Source organism: Lentzea guizhouensis, from assembly GCF_001701025.1.
GTDB classification, from domain to species: Bacteria; Actinomycetota; Actinomycetes; order Mycobacteriales; family Pseudonocardiaceae; genus Lentzea; species Lentzea guizhouensis.
Genome location: NZ_CP016793.1, coordinates 8,111,872 through 8,125,851, shown reverse-complemented (window position 1 = coordinate 8,125,851; position 13,980 = coordinate 8,111,872). Strand labels below are relative to the sequence as shown.

Here is a 13,980-nt window from a genome sequence, read left to right as displayed (position 1 = left end):
GTTGCGTGGAGGTCACCGCTGACGTGGTCGTCATCGGCTTCGGTGCCGCCGGCGCGTGCGCCGCGCTCGAAGCCGCGGCGGCCGGTGCGTCGGTGGTGGTCCTGGACCGGTTCGCCGGTGGAGGTGCGACGGCGTTGTCCGGCGGGATCGTCTACGCCGGTGGCGGGACCCGGCAGCAGGTGGAGGCCGGGGTCGCCGACACGCCGGAGGCGATGTACGCGTACCTGAAGCACGAGGTGCGGGACGCGGTGTCGGACGAGACGCTGCGCCGGTTCTGCCAGGACAGCGCGAAGACGCTGGCCTGGCTGGAGGACCAGGGCGTGCCGTTCGACGCGCGGCTGTGCCCGTTCAAGACCTCGTACCCGACCGACGACTACTACCTCTACCACTCCGGCAGCGAGACGGCCTGGCCCGACCCGGCGCCGCGCGGGCACCGGACCAGGGCGAAGGGCACGTCCGGCCGGGTCTTCTTCGCGCGCTTGGCCGAGGCGACCCGGCGTGCGGGCGTGCGGGTCATGACGCAGACGCGGGCCGTCGACCTCGTCGTTGCCGATCGGGTGACCGGCGTGCGGTGCCGGACGTTGATCGGCCTGCCGAAAGCGCTGCACAGGGCGTTGTCGAAGGCCGCGGCCAAGCCGTGGCTGTACTTCCCGCCGCTCGGACGGGCGCTGCACCGGGTGGCCGCGGTCGTGGAACGCCGGTGCGGCCAGGAGCTGACCGTGCACGCCGGCCGTGGCGTGATCATCACGGCCGGTGGGTTCATCGCGAACCGCACGATGGTCCGCGAACACGCCCCGGCGCACCGCGGTGGTCTCGCGCTCGGCACACCGGGCGACGACGGCAGCGGCATCCGGCTCGGCATCGCGGCGGGAGGCACGACCGACCGGCTGGACAAGGTCTCGGTGTGGCGGTTCGTCACGCCGCCCAGCGCGTTGCAGCGCGGGATCCTCGTCGACGTCGACGGGCAGCCGTTCGGGGACGCCACCCGGTACGGCGCCGCGATCGGTGACGAGATCATCAAGCGCGACGGCAAGGCGTGGCTGCTCATCGACGACGACACGCTGACCGTCGCGAAGGCCCAGGTGCCGACGCAGACGGCGGCGTTCCAGCGCTTCCAGGCCCGCTACCTGCTGTCCAAAGGGCTTGTCACCGCGCCCACGCTCGAAGCCGTCGCCGAGAAGGCCGGGATCAGAGCGCCGCAGGTCGAACCGTTCGGCCGCCCGCCCTACTCGCTGATCAACGTCTCGGTGAGGGCTGGGTTCGGCTACCCGTGCCCGATGCTCACCCTCGGCGGCCTGGTGGTCGACGAGGAGACCGGTGCGGTGCAGGGGGTTTCCGGCCTGTACGCGGCGGGCCGTTCGGCGGTCGGGGTGTGCTCGGAGTCGTACGTCAGCGGGCTCGCGCTCGCCGACTGCGTCTTCTCGGGCCGCCGCGCCGGCCAACACGTGGCGAAGGAGGTCCGGTGCTGACGATGGAGAAGAGGGCGGCCGCCGCACAGTTGCTGCGCACCGCCGAACGCGACCGCGTGCCGATCAAACCGCTGGTCGAGCTGTATCCCGAGATTGACGTGGTGGACGCCTACGAGATCCAGCTGCTCAACGTCCGGCACCGCAACCGCGACGTCATCGGCCACAAGGTCGGGCTGTCGTCGCTGGCGATGCAGCAGATGATGGGCGTGGACGAACCGGACTACGGCCACCTGCTCGACGACATGCAGCTGCACGGCATCGCGGACGCCTCGGCGTACCTGTTCCCGCGGGTCGAGGTGGAGATCGCGTTCCTGCTCAGCCAGGACCTGCCCGGTGAGGGCTGCACGGTCGAGGACGTGCTCGCGGCAACGGAGTTCGTGGCGCCCGCGATCGAGCTGATCGACAGCCGGATCGCCGACTGGCGGATCAAGCTCCCGGACACCATCGCCGACAACGCCTCCTCCGCGGCGTTCGTGCTGGGCGACGACCGCGTCCGGCCGTCCGATGTGGACATCCGCGGTGTCGAGGCCACGTTGACGCGCAACGGTGAGGTCGTCGCCACCGGCCGCGGGGACGCGGTGCTGGGTGATCCGGCGATCGCGGTGGCGTGGCTCGCGCAGAAGGTGGCCACGTTCGGCGTCCGGCTGCTGGCCGGCGACATCGTGCTGCCCGGCTCGTGCACGCGGGCGTTCGACGCGCGGCCGGGTGACGAGTTCCGCGCCGAGTTCGCCGGACTCGGTTCTGTCGACCTGAAGTTCGATTGAGGTGAACGGGTGAAGGCGGCCATCGTCGGGTCCGGCAACATCGGCACCGACCTGCTCTACAAGCTCCTGCGCTCGCCGGTGCTGGAACCGCGCTGGATGGTGGGCATCGACCCCGCGAGTGAGGGGTTGCGCCGGGCGCGCGAGGCGGGTCTGGAGACCACGGTCGAGGGCGTGGACTGGTTGCTGCGCCAGGACGAGCTGCCCGACGTCGTGTTCGAGGCGACCTCGGCGGCGGTGCACCGGGCCAACGCCCCGCGCTACGCCGAGGCCGGCATCCGGGCCGTCGACCTGACGCCCGCCGCGATCGGGCCGCACGTGGTGCCGCCGGTCAACCTGCGCGAACACCTCGACGCACCGAACGTCAACCTGATCACCTGCGGCGGGCAGGCCACGATCCCGATGGTGCACGCGGTGGCGCGGGTGGTCCCGGTGTCGTACGCGGAGATCGTCGCCAGCGTGGCGTCGGTGTCGGCGGGACCGGGCACGCGGGCGAACATCGACGAGTTCACCCGCACCACCAGCCGCGGCATCGAGACGATCGGCGGAGCGGGACGCGGCAAGGCGATCATCGTGCTGAACCCGGCCGACCCGCCGATGATCATGCGCGACACGATCTTCTGCGCGATCCCCGAGGACACCGATCCCGATCCGATCACCGACTCGATCGCGCGGATGGAGACGGACATCCGCGCGTACGTCCCGGGTTTCCGGCTGCTGCGCGAACCGCAGTACGACCCCGGCCGGGTGGCGATCTTCGTGGAGGTCGCGGGAGCCGGTGACTTCCTGCCGGAGTACGCCGGGAACCTCGACATCATGACGGCCGCCGCGACCAAGGTGGGGGAGGAGATCGCCGATGCAGTTGCGGCTGACCGACACGTCTCTGCGTGACGGCTCGCACCACAAGCGCCACCAGTTCACGGTCGACGACGTGCGCTCGATCGTCGGCGCCCTGGACGACGCCGGGGTGCCGGTGATCGAGGTGACGCACGGCGACGGGCTGGGCGGGTCGTCGTTCACCTACGGCTTCAGCCACACGCCGGAGCAGGAGCTGATCAAGACCGCGGTGGCGACGACGCGGCGGGCCAAGATCGCCGTGCTGATGCTGCCGGGTGTCGGGGTGAAGGACGACATCCTGGTGTCGCAGGACAACGGCGCGTCGATCGTCCGGATCGCCACGCACTGCACCGAAGCCGACGTCTCGGTGCAGCACTTCCAGCTCGCCCGTGAGCGCGGCCTGGAGACCGTCGGGTTCCTGATGATGGCGCACTCGCAGCCGCCGGAGGCGTTGGCGCGTCAGGCGAGGATCATGGCCGACGCCGGGTGCCAATGCGTGTACGTGGTCGACTCGGCCGGTGCGTTGGTGCTGGAACAGGTGTCCGACCGGGTGGCCGCGCTGGTGGCGGAACTGGGTGATGACGCCCAGGTCGGGTTCCACGGGCACGAGAACCTCGGGCTGAGCGTCGCGAACTCGGTCGCCGCGGCACGGGCAGGCGCCCAGCAGATCGACGGCAGCGTGCGCGGGTTCGGCGCGGGAGCGGGGAACACGCCGCTGGAGGCGTTCGTCGGCGTGTGCGACAAGCTCGGCTTCGAGACCGGAGTCGACTTCTTCAAGATCGTCGACGCGGCCGAGGACGTCGTGCGGCCGGTGATGCCCGAGGAGTGCCTGCTCGACCGGATGGCGCTGATGATGGGCTACGCGGGCGTCTACTCCAGCTTCCTCAAACACGCTTACACACAGGCGAAGCGCTACGGCGTGTCCGGCGCCGAGCTGCTCGTGCGCGCGGGCGAACGCAAGCTCGTCGGCGGGCAGGAGGACCAGCTGATCGACATCGCACTGGAGCTGAGCAGGGAGGAGGTCCGATGAGCGAGGAGATCCTCGGCAAGGTGCGGGAGCTGCTGCCGGTGCTGCGGGACCGCGCGGCGGAGGCGGAGGTGCTGCGCAAGGTGCCGCCGGAGTCGGTGAAGGCGTTGCAGGAGACCGGGTTCTTCCGGATGCTGCAGCCGGTCCGCTACGGCGGGTACGAGACGCACCCGCTCGCGTTCTACACCGCGGTGAAGCTGATCGCGAGCGCCTGCGGGTCGACCGGCTGGGTCGCGTCCGTGCTGGGCGTGCACCCGTGGCACGTCGGGCTGTTCGACGTGCGGGCGCAGGACGAGGTGTTCGGCGACGACCAGGACACCCGGATCTCCTCCTCCTACGCGCCGACGGGCCGGGCGACCGCGGTCGAGGGCGGGTTCCGGTTCAGCGGCAAGTGGAGCTTCTCCTCCGGCTGCGACCACGCCACGTGGGTGCTGCTCGGCGGGCTGGTGATGAACGACGAGGGCAAACCCGTCGACTTCCGCACGTTCCTGCTGCCGATCGCCGACTACACGATCAACGACGTCTGGGACACGGTCGGCCTGCGCGGCACGGGCAGCAACGACATCGTGGTGTCGGACGTGTTCGTGCCCGAGCACCGGACGCTCAGCATGGCGCACACCGCGCGCTGCAGGTGTCCTGGTCAAGCGGTCAACCCCGGCCCGTTGTTCCGCATGCCCTACGGGACGGTCCACCCGTACGCGATCACCGCGCCGATGATCGGCATGGCGGCGGGCGCGTACGAGCTGCACGTCAACGCGACCCGCGAGCGCGTCCGGGCCGCCTACCTGGGCGAGAAAGCGGTCGACGACCCGTTCGCGCAGGTGCGGATCGCCATCGCGGCCAACGACATCGACACCGCGTGGTGGCAGCTCGAGAAGGACATCAACGACGAGTGGGAGCACGCCGTCGCCGAGACCAAGATCCCGGTCGAGCTGCGGTTGCGGGCGCGCAGGGACCAGGTGCTCGGCAGCGCGCGGGCGATCTCCGCGATCGACCGGCTCTTCGAGAGCGCGGGCGGCAAGGCGATCAACGCAGACCTGCCGTTGCCGCGGTTCTGGCGTGACGCCCACGCCGCACGGGTGCACGCGGCCAACGACCCGGAGCGCTCGCTGGTGATGTTCGGCAAGAACGAGCTCGGCATCCCGGTCCGCGACGGTCTGTTCTAGAGGGGTAGCGATGGTTCGGTTGCACTACCACGAGGCCGGCGCCGACCACGCCGAGACGCTGGTGCTGCTGCACGGCGGCGGGCCGGGCGCGTCGGCGATGAGCAACTTCGGGCGCAACATCCCGGTGCTCGCCAAGTCGTTCCGGGTGCTGGCGGTGGACCAGCCGGGGTTCGGCGAGTCGGACAAGCCGACCGAGCACGGCCAGTACTTCACCTACGCGGCCGAGGCGTTGCGCGGGCTGCTCGACTCGCTGGGGGTGGAGAAGGCGCACATCCTGGGCAACTCGCTCGGCGGCGGGACGGCCGTGCGGTTCGCGTTGGACAACCCGAAACGCACAGGGCGCCTCGTGCTGATGGGGCCGGGTGGGTTGTCGCTCAACGTCTTCGCACCCGATCCGACCGAGGGTGTGCGCAAGCTCAGCGCGTTCGCCAGGGAACCCTCGCGGGAGAAGATCGCGGAGTTCCTGCGGATCATGGTGTTCGACCAGTCGTTGATCACCGACGAGCTGATTGACGAACGGTTCGCGGCTGCCTCCCGGCCGGAGTCGTTGCAGGCCATGATCGCGATGGGCAAGTCGTTCTCCGGCCCGGACTTCGAGCAGGGGATGCTCTGGCGCGAGGCCTACAAGCTGCGCCAGCGCGTGCTGCTGGTGTGGGGCCGGGAGGACCGGGTCAACCCGCTCGACGGCGCGCTGGTCGCGTTGAAGCTGATCCAACGCGCCCAGCTGCACGTGTTCGGCGGGTGCGGGCACTGGGCGCAGCTGGAGAAGTTCGACGAGTTCAACCGGCTCGCAACCGATTTCCTGCTTGGCTGACTTCCTTGCGGAGGCGTGATGGGCATCCGATCGCTGGGCTACCTGCGGATCGAGGCCACCGACATCGGCCGGTGGCGCGAGTTCGGGCTGAAGGTGCTCGGGCTGGTGGAGGGCAAGGGGTCCACCGAGGGCGCGCTGTACTTCCGGATGGACGACTTCCCGGCCCGGCTGGTGATCGTGCCCGGTGAGGCGGACCGGTTGCTCGCCTCGGGCTGGGAGGTCGCGACCGAGGCCGAGCTGGACGAGGTGGCGAAACGCCTGGCGTCCGCGGGAGTGGCGGTCGTCGAGGGCACGGCTTCCGAGCTCGCCGAACGCCGGGTGAACGGACTGGTCAAGTTCGAGGACCCGTCCGGCAACACGCTGGAGGTGTTCCACGGGGCGGCTTTGGAGCACCGGCGGGTGGTGTCGCCGTACGGGCACCGGTTCGTGACCGAGGACCAGGGGCTCGGCCACGTCGTGTTGTCCACTTCGGACGACGAGGCCGCGTTGCACTTCTACCGCGACGTGCTCGGGTTCCGGCTGCGCGACTCGATGCGGCTGCCCCCGCAGTTCGTCGGCAGGCCCGCTGACGGGCCGCCCGCGTGGCTGCGGTTCTTCGGCTGCAACCCGCGCCACCACAGCCTCGCGTTCCTGCCGATGCCGACGCCGTCCGGGATCGTGCACCTGATGATCGAGGTGGAGGACACCGACGACGTGGGCCTGACGCTGGACCGGGCGTTGCGGCGCAAGGTGCCGATGTCGGCGACCCTGGGGCGGCACGTCAACGACCTGATGCTGTCCTTTTACATGAAGACACCCGGTGGGTTCGACGTCGAGTTCGGCTGCGAGGGACGACAGGTGTCCGACGAGGACTGGATCGCACGCGAGAGCACGGCGGTGAGCTTGTGGGGACACGACTTCAGCGTGGGGCACCAGGGGTGATGCGGTTCCGGTCGGTGCTCGGGCACTTCTGCACCGGCGTGACCGTGGTGACCGGGATGTCCGGAGGCGGACCGGTGGGGTTCGCCTGCCAGTCGTTCGCGGCGTTGTCACTGGACCCGCCGCTCGTGCTGTTCTGTCCACAGCGGACCTCGGGCAGCTGGGCGGCGATGTCCTCGGCCGGCGCGTTCTGCGTGAACGTGCTCGCCGAGGACCAGCGGGACCTGTCGGCGGTGTTCGGCCGGGCAGGGGCGGACAAGTTCGCCGGCGTCTCGTGGTCCCCGTCGAGCACCGGGGCACCGGTGCTCGACGGGGCGCTGACCTGGGTCGACTGCCGGGTCACGACCGTGCACGAGGCGGGCGACCACTTCGTGGTGATCGGCGAGGTCGTCGAGCTCGGCCCGGAACGCGACGCCCGGCCGTTGCTGTTCTACCGCGGCCGGTACGCCGCGCAGGCCGACCTCGACCCGCGCGGGTGGTCCGGCGAGGTGCTCGACACCCTGCTGACCTGGCAGCGCCAGTCAGAGTGGAGCTGACGCGGTGATCCGCCAGGTCGCGGTCGGGAAGCTGACCTCGCCGTCGTGCACGTACTCGTCGAACGCGCCGCGCACCCGGTCGAGGATCCCGTCGCGCTCCGCCTCGGGTGCCTCCTTGAGCGCGCGGCTGACGGGACCCATGTTCTTCAGGTACGGCAGCAGCACCTCCTCGGGCAGCCTGGCGGTGCGGTCGATCGGCGTGACCTCGACGTTCGCCCACCCGGCGAGCACCTGGCGGACCCTGTCCGGGTCCGAGAGCGAGAACGGCCCCGGCCCGTCGGCGTCGCGCGCGGGTGCGTCGGGGTTGATCTCTGCGGCGACCCGGTCCCCGGTGAGCATGAACGGGTTCTCCTCCTGCGGGCGCCAGGTGACGAAGCACAGCTCACCGCCCGGCTCGGCCGCCCTGCGGAGGTTCTCGAAAGCCGCCTCCGGGTCGGCGAAGAACATGACCCCGAACCGCGAGACGATCAGGTCGAAGCTCCGGTCGAACGTGTGCGTCTGCGCGTCGGCCAGCAGGAACTCGGCCTTGCCGTGCTCCTTCGCCGCCGCGACCATCGACTCGGCGATGTCCACCCCGACGCACTCCGCCCCGGTGGCCTCGGCGATCGACCGCGTCACCCCGCCGGTCCCGCACCCGACGTCGAGCACGCGGGTGCGCGGCTTCTCGGTCGCCTTCTCGACCAGCAGTTCCTCGAACGGCCGCAGGATCTGGCCCACGGTGTCCTGCACCCGTGCCCAGCCCTGCCCCGACGTGTTCCACAGCGCCGCCTGCTCGGCGTTGACCTCTGACATGCTCCTACCGTCCTACTTCAAGTCGACTTGAGGTCAAGTGTCGTGGACGAGATCCCGATCGGCGAGGTGGTGCGCCGCTCCGGCGTGCCCGCCTCCACCCTGCGCTACTACGAGGAACGCGGCCTGATCACCTCGGTGGGCCGCCGCGGCATCACCCGCGTGTTCTCCGCGTCGGTGCTCGGCCAGCTCGCGCTCATCGCCGTGTGCCGCAACGTCGGCTTCTCGCTCGACGAGATCACGCAGATGCTGGCCCGCGACGTGTCGAACCTCGACCGCGCGATGCTGTCCGGCAAGGCCGACGAGCTGGACGCGATGATCACGCGGATGACGGTGATGCGCGACCAGCTCCGCCACGCCGCCGCCTGCCCCGCGCCCAGCCACGCGGAGTGCCCTACGTTCCAGCGGATGCTGCGCGAAGCCGGCCCAGGCGCGTGACGTGCTGCTGCGGGCTGCCGAACAGCTGCGCGCTGCCGTGGGCCCGCTTGAAGTAGAGGTGCGCGTCGTGCTCCCACGTGATCGCGATGCCGCCGTGCAGCTGGATCATCTCGGCGGCGATCTCCTGGAACGCCTCCGAGCAGTAGACCTTGGCCACCGCGGCGCCCACCTCGTCGGTGGCGGCCTCTGCGGCTGACCTGGCGGTTTCGGTCAGGGCGTGCAGGTCGGCCATGCGGTGCTTGAGGGCTTGGAACGAGCCGATCGGCTTGCCGAACTGGACGCGGGTCTTGGTGTGCTCGACGGTGAGCTCGAGGGCCCTTTGCGCTGCGCCGACCTGTTCCGCTGCCAGGGCGGCGAGGGCGATGTCGCGGATCTTGGGGTTCCACGGGCCGAGTTCTTGGCCTTGGGCGTTGTCGAGCCGGATGGTCGCGAGGTGGCGGGTGGGGTCCATGGTGGGGGTGTGCTCGCGGGTGACGCCGGGGTGGTGCGGGTCGACCTCGTGGACGGTTCCGTTTGCGACGACGAGGAGGATCTCGGCCAGGTCGCCGTCGAGGACGTAGCGGACGACGCTGTCGAGGGTGCCGCCCGCCGCCGCGCTGCCACGGTTCCCGGTGTCCGGCTCGTCCCAGGCCCACCCGAGTGCCGCCACCGCCCCGTCGGCGATCCGCGGCAGGAAGCGGGCGCACGCCTCCTCGTTGCCGGTGGCCAGCAACGCCTGGCTCGCCAGTGTCGACGACAGCAGCGGCGCGGGCGTGAGCGTGCGTCCGAGCTCCGCGAGCACCACGTGCGTTTCGGTGAGGCTCACGCCGAGCCCGCCGTACTCCTCCGGGATCGCCAGCCCTGCGATTCCCACTTCTCCGCAGAGCTTGGCCCACAACGCCGCGTCGTACCCGCCCGGTTCCTCGATCGCGGCCCGCACGTTCGAGTGCTTGGTCAGGAGCGCGCGCACTGAGTCCCGCAATGCGAGCTGTTCCGGTGTCACAACGCCTCCAACACGCGCGTCCGGTGGAACGAAAGGCTGCCCCACGCGCCGCGCAGGGCTCTGGTCAGCAGCAGGAACCGGCTCAGCTCGTACTCGGCGGTGTACCCGATCGCGCCGTGCACCTGCAGCGCGGTCCTCGCCGCTCGCCAGGCGGCCTCGGAGGCGGCGACCTTGGCAGCGGACACGTCCCTCGGGTCGGTGGTGACCGCCGCGCCGAAGACCAGCGGCCGGGCCAGTTCAAGTCCGATGAGGACGTTCGCGAGGTGGTGCTTGACCGCCTGGAACGAACCGATCGGCTTCCCGAACTGCGCCCGCGCCTTGGCATGGGCGGTGGTCAGCTCGAGCATCGCGCGGCCGAGGCCCAGGAGCTGAGCCGAACAGGCGAGCACGCCGAGGTCGAACGCCCGTGCCGCCGGGACACCGCTGGCGAGCACGGAGCCGCCGGTGAGCTCGACGAGGGGGCGGGCCGGGTCGAGCGAGGGGAGCGGGGAGAGAGGGATGGCCTCGCGCAGGATGGTGCCTTCGACGAGGTAATAGCGGTCGGCCTCGACGGCGTGGGGCGCGTGCCGCGGAAACGCCACGGACACAGTCCCGCCATCGATTCCAATCAAGCTGCCCGCACCGTCGCCCCCGACCAGCGCCGGCCACACCGCGTACGTCTCCACCACCGGCCCACCCACCGCGTGGTGCCCCAGCTCCTCGAACACCACCACCAGGTCCACCGGGTCGCAGACGTCCTCGACCCCCAGCGCCCCGAGGTCCCGCCTCCCGCCATCCAGGAACCCGTGCAGCACCCCGCCGAAGTCGACCTGCTCGGCCGAGAGCGCGAACCTCATCGCGGCAGCCCCAGGATCCGCTCGGCGATCACGTTGCGCTGGATCTCGTTGGTCCCCGCGTAGATCGGGCCCGACAGCGAGAACACCCACCCGTCCCGCCAGTCCGGCGCCACCTCGCCGAGGAGGTCCAGCGCCGTCTCGTGGATCGCGACGTCCAGCTCCGACCAGAACACCTTCGTCACGCTCACCTCCGGCCCCGACGGCGGCTGCTCAAGCGCGCCGAACGTGTGCAGCCGGTACGCCTGCGCCCCGATCCACGCGTCCACCACCCGTTCGCGCAACGCCGGGTCCGGCCGCGACCGGTACAACGAGACCAGCCGTGAGGCCGCAGCGCAGAACCGGCCCGGACTGCGCAACGTCAGCCCGCGCTCGCTGCTCGCGGTGCTCATCGCGACCCGCCACCCGTCGCCGACCTCGCCGAGCACGTCGCAGTCCGGCACGAACACGTCGTCCAGGAAGATCTCCGCGAACCCCGGCTCGCCGCCGAGCTGCCGGATCGGGTGCACGGTGACCCCGGGAGCTCGCAGCGAGAACATCAGGTAGGTCAGCCCGCGATGACGGCCCTCCGGCCCGGTGCGGAACAACCCGAACGCCCGGTCGGCGAACGCCGCCCGGGAGCTCCACGTCTTCTGCCCGCGCAACGACCAGCCGCCGTCGACCCGGACCGCCGTGCTGCGCAACGAGGCCAGGTCGCTCCCCGACTCGGGTTCCGACCACGCCTGCGCCCACACCTCGTCCGCGCACGCCATCGCGGGCAGCAGCCGTTTGCGCTGTTCGTCGGTGCCGAACGCGAACAACGTCGGTGCCAGCAGGAAGATCCCGTTCTGCGACACCCGCCCCGGAGCGCCCGCCGCGTGGTACTCCTCCTCGAACACCAGCCACTGCAACAACGACGCGTCCCGGCCGCCGTACTCCGCCGGCCACGACACGACCGACAACCGCTCAGCCGCCAGCGAGCGTTCCCACGCGCGGTGCTCCTCGAACCCGTCAGCGGTGTCCATCGAGGACAACGGCCGGACATGAGACCGCAACCACGACCGCACCTCCGAACGGAACTCCAGCGTGGCCTCGTCCAGATCGAGGTCCATCAGCCGGACGCCTTCTTCATCGACCGCGCGTCCATCCCCGCCAGCGAGTCCGCGCCGGTCTCGGCGTTGTGCGCGTGCGCGAAGTGGTGCAGCCCGAACACCGAGTCCATCCCGGCGCGCATGCCCATCAGGTCCTCGGACTGGTTCACCGCCCGCTTCGCCAGCGCCAGCCCGAACTGCGGCATCGCCGAGATCCGCCCAGCCAACTGGAACGTCGCGTCTTCCAGCTCTGCTCGCGGCACCACCCGCGACACCATGCCCCACTCGTAGGCGCGGGCTGCCGAGAAGCGGTCACCGGTGAACAGCACCTCCTTCGCCGCCCGCGGTCCCAGCACCCACGGGTGCGCGAAGTACTCGACGCCCGGAATCCCCATCCGCACCACCGGGTCCGCGAAGAACGCGTCCTCGGCGGCCACGACCAGGTCGCACACCCAGGCGAGCATCAGCCCGCCCGCCACGCACGCGCCTTGCACCATCGCGATCATCGGCTTCGGGATCTCCCGCCACCGCCGGCACATGCCCAGGTAGACCTCCATCTCCCGGGCATACCGGAGGTCACCGCCGGAACGGCCCACGTGGTCCCACCACATCACCGCGCGCCGGTCGAACGACTGGTCCACGTCCCGGCCCGGTGAGCCGATGTCGTGGCCGGCGGAGAAGTGGTCACCGGCGCCGGCCAGCACGATGACCGACACCTCGGCGTCGTCGACGGCCTGCGAGAAGGCGGAGTCCAGTGCGTAGGTCATCGCCGAGTTCTGCGCGTTGCGGTACTCCGGCCGGTTCATGGTCACGACGGCGACCGGTCCGCGCCGCTCGTACGAGACAGTCACGCGTTCTCCTTGCGCAATAGGTTCTTCAGGACCTTGCCGCCGGCGTTGCGGGGGAGTGCGGGCAGGAACTCGACCGCACGCGGCACCTTGTAGTTCGCGAGCAGCGACCGGCAGTGCTCGACCACCGCCGGCTCGGTCAGCTGACGGCCGGGCGACGTCACGACGAAAGCCTTCCCGACCTCGCCGAGCCGCGCGTCGGGCATGCCCACGACGGCCGACTCGGCCACTCCCGGCAGCCGCGCCAGGGCCTGTTCGACCTCGGCCGGGTACACGTTGAAGCCGCCGCAGATGTACATGTCCTTCAGCCGGTCGGTGATCGACAGGTAGCCCCGCGAGTCGATGCGCCCCACGTCCCCGGTGTGCAGCCACCCGTCGGCGTCGATCGCCAACGCCGTCGCCGCCGGGTCGTCCAGGTAGCCGAGCATCACGTTCGGGCCGCGCAGCAGCACCTCGTCCTGCTCGCCCAGGCGCAGCTCGAACCCGGCCAGCGGCGCACCGCACGTGGTCGCCACGGTCTCCGGCGAGTCCGCCGGCCGGCACATCGTCGCCACCACCGCCTCGGTCAGCCCGTACGCCGTCAGCACCGTGTCGAAGAGCGATCGCATCCGCTCCACCAGCACCACCGGCACCACCGCCGCCCCGGTCACCGCGAGCCGCAGCGACGACAGGTCGAACGACGAGCGTTCCGGGTGGTCGAGCAACGACTCGAAGATCGTCGGCGCCCCCGGCAGCACGGTGATCCGCTCGCGTTCGACCAGCCGCATCGTCTCCACGACGTCGAACACCGGCTGCGGCACGATCGTCGCACCCGTCAGCAGGCAGGCGAGAACCCCGGCCTTGTAACCAAAGGTGTGGAAGAACGGGTTGACGACCAGGTAGCGGTCCGAAGCCGACAACGACCCGCAGGCCGCCCACGCCCGTGCCACCCCGAGCGACTGCCGGTGCGCGCTCATCGCTCCCTTGCTGCGCCCGGTCGTCCCCGAGGTGAACATGATGTCGCAGACCTGGTCCGGCTCGACCGCGGGCAGCTCCACCGCGGCACCCGGCCACTCGAACGGCAGCCGCACCACCACCTCGGGCAGCGGCGACCCCTCCAGCTCGGCCAGCCGGTCCCGCCCCAGGAACGACCCCTCGACGACGAACGCACGCGCCTTGCTGCGCACCAGCACGTCCAGCGTCTCGGCGGCGGTGAACCGGGTGTTGATCGGCACCAGCGAGGCACCCGCGCACAACGTCCCCAGCGCCGCGACCACCCAGCCCCCGCTGTTCGGCGCGCACAACGCCACCCGGTCGCCCGGCCGCACACCCATCGTCACGAGCGAGCGCGCTGCGACGTCAACCGCCGAACGAAGCTCGGTGAAGGTGAGCCGGACTTCCCCGTCCACCAACGCTTCCGCGTCACCGTGGCGAGCCGCTGCGTCGTCGAGCACGGCTGAAACCGTTTGCCTGCTTGGATCGATCGCCATCGCGCCCTCCAAAGCAAGTGCTT

Annotated in this window: 15 protein-coding genes; 9 read left to right on the top strand and 6 right to left on the bottom strand. The window is 70.7% G+C overall.

What is annotated here, in order from left to right:
* The first annotated feature begins 5 nt into the window (after nucleotides 1-5).
* From BBK82_RS38945 to hsaB, 8 genes are read left to right on the top strand one after another with little or no spacing between them, the layout of a single operon-like run.
* A complete protein-coding gene (locus tag BBK82_RS38945; RefSeq protein WP_065919414.1) occupies nucleotides 6-1,469 on the top strand; it encodes an FAD-binding protein in 1,464 nt (487 codons plus the stop codon).
* 2 nt (nucleotides 1,470-1,471) lie between these two features.
* The gene (locus tag BBK82_RS38940) at nucleotides 1,472-2,233 is read left to right on the top strand and encodes a 2-keto-4-pentenoate hydratase (RefSeq protein ID WP_083268963.1); all 762 of its coding nucleotides are present in this window, start codon (nucleotides 1,472-1,474) and stop codon (nucleotides 2,231-2,233) included.
* Nucleotides 2,234-2,242: 9 nt separating this feature from the next.
* Nucleotides 2,243-3,121, top strand: coding sequence for an acetaldehyde dehydrogenase (acetylating) (locus tag BBK82_RS38935; RefSeq protein ID WP_065919412.1), 879 nt, complete (start codon nucleotides 2,243-2,245; stop codon nucleotides 3,119-3,121).
* Nucleotides 3,087-4,097 (top strand): 4-hydroxy-2-oxovalerate aldolase, encoded by a 1,011-nt coding sequence (dmpG, locus tag BBK82_RS38930; RefSeq protein ID WP_065919411.1) that lies wholly within the window; start codon nucleotides 3,087-3,089, stop codon nucleotides 4,095-4,097. The genes BBK82_RS38935 and dmpG overlap by 35 nt, the downstream gene beginning before the upstream one ends.
* The gene (gene hsaA / locus BBK82_RS38925; RefSeq protein ID WP_065919410.1) at nucleotides 4,094-5,260 is read left to right on the top strand and encodes a 3-hydroxy-9,10-secoandrosta-1,3,5(10)-triene-9,17-dione monooxygenase oxygenase subunit; all 1,167 of its coding nucleotides are present in this window, start codon (nucleotides 4,094-4,096) and stop codon (nucleotides 5,258-5,260) included. The genes dmpG and hsaA overlap by 4 nt, the downstream gene beginning before the upstream one ends.
* Nucleotides 5,261-5,270: 10 nt before the next feature.
* The gene (gene hsaD, locus BBK82_RS38920; protein WP_065919409.1) at nucleotides 5,271-6,074 is read left to right on the top strand and encodes a 4,5:9,10-diseco-3-hydroxy-5,9,17-trioxoandrosta-1(10),2-diene-4-oate hydrolase; all 804 of its coding nucleotides are present in this window, start codon (nucleotides 5,271-5,273) and stop codon (nucleotides 6,072-6,074) included.
* A gap of 18 nt (nucleotides 6,075-6,092) precedes the next feature.
* A complete protein-coding gene (gene hsaC / locus BBK82_RS38915; protein ID WP_065919408.1) occupies nucleotides 6,093-6,995 on the top strand; it encodes an iron-dependent extradiol dioxygenase HsaC in 903 nt (300 codons plus the stop codon).
* The gene (hsaB, locus tag BBK82_RS38910) at nucleotides 6,995-7,528 is read left to right on the top strand and encodes a 3-hydroxy-9,10-secoandrosta-1,3,5(10)-triene-9,17-dione monooxygenase reductase subunit (RefSeq protein ID WP_065921703.1); all 534 of its coding nucleotides are present in this window, start codon (nucleotides 6,995-6,997) and stop codon (nucleotides 7,526-7,528) included. Before hsaC ends, hsaB begins: the two co-directional genes overlap by 1 nt.
* Here hsaB and BBK82_RS38905 read toward each other — a convergent pair.
* Complete coding sequence (locus BBK82_RS38905; protein WP_065919407.1) at nucleotides 7,514-8,320, bottom strand: class I SAM-dependent methyltransferase; 807 nt, start codon at nucleotides 8,318-8,320, stop codon at nucleotides 7,514-7,516. The two genes, hsaB and BBK82_RS38905, sit on opposite strands and share 15 nt — an antisense overlap.
* Nucleotides 8,321-8,362: 42 nt before the next feature.
* Between BBK82_RS38905 and BBK82_RS38900 the strand changes: the two genes are divergently transcribed.
* Nucleotides 8,363-8,755: a helix-turn-helix domain-containing protein gene (locus BBK82_RS38900; RefSeq protein WP_065919406.1), complete on the top strand. Its 393-nt coding sequence runs from the start codon at nucleotides 8,363-8,365 to the stop codon at nucleotides 8,753-8,755.
* On the opposite strand, the gene BBK82_RS38895 is transcribed toward BBK82_RS38900, so the two are convergent.
* The 5 genes from BBK82_RS38895 to BBK82_RS38875 are packed head-to-tail and all read right to left on the bottom strand — an operon-like array spanning nucleotide 8,712 to nucleotide 13,957.
* A complete protein-coding gene (locus tag BBK82_RS38895; RefSeq protein WP_065919405.1) occupies nucleotides 8,712-9,737 on the bottom strand; it encodes an acyl-CoA dehydrogenase family protein in 1,026 nt (341 codons plus the stop codon). The two genes, BBK82_RS38900 and BBK82_RS38895, sit on opposite strands and share 44 nt — an antisense overlap.
* Entirely contained in the window at nucleotides 9,734-10,573 is an 840-nt protein-coding gene (locus BBK82_RS38890) for an acyl-CoA dehydrogenase family protein (protein WP_065919404.1), read from the bottom strand. Before BBK82_RS38890 ends, BBK82_RS38895 begins: the two co-directional genes overlap by 4 nt.
* Nucleotides 10,570-11,661, bottom strand: coding sequence for an acyl-CoA dehydrogenase family protein (locus BBK82_RS38885; RefSeq protein WP_065919403.1), 1,092 nt, complete (start codon nucleotides 11,659-11,661; stop codon nucleotides 10,570-10,572). The genes BBK82_RS38890 and BBK82_RS38885 overlap by 4 nt, the downstream gene beginning before the upstream one ends.
* Nucleotides 11,661-12,491 (bottom strand): enoyl-CoA hydratase, encoded by an 831-nt coding sequence (locus BBK82_RS38880; protein WP_065919402.1) that lies wholly within the window; start codon nucleotides 12,489-12,491, stop codon nucleotides 11,661-11,663. Before BBK82_RS38880 ends, BBK82_RS38885 begins: the two co-directional genes overlap by 1 nt.
* Nucleotides 12,488-13,957, bottom strand: coding sequence for a FadD3 family acyl-CoA ligase (locus BBK82_RS38875; RefSeq protein ID WP_065919401.1), 1,470 nt, complete (start codon nucleotides 13,955-13,957; stop codon nucleotides 12,488-12,490). Before BBK82_RS38875 ends, BBK82_RS38880 begins: the two co-directional genes overlap by 4 nt.
* Nucleotides 13,958-13,980 lie beyond the last annotated feature (23 nt).

What these genes read in the sequence shown, in the direction of transcription:
- BBK82_RS38940 (WP_083268963.1), top strand. Translation starts at nt 1,472, where the DNA reads ATGGAGAAGAGGGCGGCCGCCGCACAGTTGCTGCGCACCGCCGAACGC.
- dmpG (WP_065919411.1), top strand. Translation starts at nt 3,087, where the DNA reads ATGCAGTTGCGGCTGACCGACACGTCTCTGCGTGACGGCTCGCACCAC.
- hsaA (WP_065919410.1), top strand. Translation starts at nt 4,094, where the DNA reads ATGAGCGAGGAGATCCTCGGCAAGGTGCGGGAGCTGCTGCCGGTGCTG.
- hsaD (WP_065919409.1), top strand. Translation starts at nt 5,271, where the DNA reads ATGGTTCGGTTGCACTACCACGAGGCCGGCGCCGACCACGCCGAGACG.
- hsaC (WP_065919408.1), top strand. Translation starts at nt 6,093, where the DNA reads ATGGGCATCCGATCGCTGGGCTACCTGCGGATCGAGGCCACCGACATC.
- hsaB (WP_065921703.1), top strand. Translation starts at nt 6,995, where the DNA reads ATGCGGTTCCGGTCGGTGCTCGGGCACTTCTGCACCGGCGTGACCGTG.
- BBK82_RS38905 (WP_065919407.1), bottom strand. Translation starts at nt 8,320, where the DNA reads ATGTCAGAGGTCAACGCCGAGCAGGCGGCGCTGTGGAACACGTCGGGG.
- BBK82_RS38890 (WP_065919404.1), bottom strand. Translation starts at nt 10,573, where the DNA reads ATGAGGTTCGCGCTCTCGGCCGAGCAGGTCGACTTCGGCGGGGTGCTG.
- BBK82_RS38885 (WP_065919403.1), bottom strand. Translation starts at nt 11,661, where the DNA reads ATGGACCTCGATCTGGACGAGGCCACGCTGGAGTTCCGTTCGGAGGTG.
- BBK82_RS38875 (WP_065919401.1), bottom strand. Translation starts at nt 13,957, where the DNA reads ATGGCGATCGATCCAAGCAGGCAAACGGTTTCAGCCGTGCTCGACGAC.